Raw genomic sequence first — 1,329 nt, forward strand, 5'->3', positions numbered from 1 at the left:
CATGATACTTAACTCATCATTGCTTTTAGTATCTTTACTTAAAATAGTATCTTTGGTTTCATGATTGATAAATTTAAAAAAGTGCAGTAGGTTGTTTTGTAAATTAACAATTCTTGAGCTTACTGCTTTGTTTATGTATATAAATACTATTAAAGCAATAGCTAAAACTACGAAAAGAGATACTATAATTATAGTTGCTATTAATTTTTCTATAGGCATTTGTATTGAGCCAACTGGAGCCATAGTCACAATAGACCAAGCATCTTGTGAGTTATCCCAAAGATCAAAAGTAGCTATTGCTGCTCTATTTTTCTTTCCATCGCTTGCGCGAGTAAAGTCAAAAACAGTATTTATTTTATCTTTTTGTAATTGTATTAATGTTTTTGCACTAGGATGAGGATTTGCTTCTGAAATACTTTTTCCTGTAAATTTAGAAACAGGACTAACTGCTATTAGACCCTCAGCACCAAGTAATAATCTTTGATCATCTTTGAAAATACTTCTTTTTGGATCTGTTAGCTCTCCTCTAAAATGCGTTAAACTTCCTAAAGCTCCAACTACACCTATAATATTTCCATTTTTAAAGATTGGAATTACAATATTGTATGCAAAAATTTCTTCACCATTGATGTTGAAAATTTGAGGTTTTCCTATTGATTCTTTTTGTGTTGATATAGCATTATTAATACTTTGTTGTTGTAAAAATGCATCATATGCTTGAACTAATTGCACGCCGCCTTCTGTTTTTAAAGAAGTATCATGAAGTAACATTAAAAATTTATGCTGATTTGTAAGTAGTTTTGGGTTGGTATTTTGATTGATTGGGGTATTAAAAAAATGAACATACATATATGCAATTTTTTCATTTGAATCAAGCACACCTTCTAAAATATTTTGCACTTCTGTATCATCAATACTATTTTCATTTGAAATAGTATTTTTTATAGTATCTTCTACTCCTAGTAAAGTTGAATAAACACTTTCTGTTGCTCCACGGACGATATTTGCATATCTAAAAGCATTAATTTGAAGTAGTTTATCTGCTTCGGTGTGTAAGATATTTGAAGCTTGTATGGAAAAAATACTTGCTAAGATTATAATACCTAGCATTACTATGGAAATTACAACTCCAACTATTTTGGTCCCTATTTTTAAATTTGAAAACAATGTATCTCCTTTATGTGTTTTTAAAAAGGATGTATTTTATCCTAAAAAAATAATTTTTTTATTTTTAATTAATTAATATTTGTTTGGTATTTCTAATAGTGGGCTTGAATGTAAAATGTAGATTTAATAGAGTATCAAAGTTAAACCCATTAAGGGTTTAAC

At 28.3% G+C, this 1,329-nt stretch carries 1 protein-coding gene; it reads right to left on the minus strand.

Annotation, left to right across the window (positions count from 1 at the left end):
- Positions 1-1,167, minus strand: a 1,167-nt coding sequence (locus L8W40_RS08000; RefSeq protein WP_263665139.1) for a hypothetical protein, incomplete at its 3' end; no start/stop codon positions are given.
- Positions 1,168-1,329: the final 162 nt, after the last annotated feature.

The sequence above is a fragment of the Campylobacter sp. IFREMER_LSEM_CL1846 genome, from assembly GCF_025772105.1.
Classification (GTDB): domain Bacteria; phylum Campylobacterota; class Campylobacteria; order Campylobacterales; family Campylobacteraceae; genus Campylobacter_D; species Campylobacter_D lari_D.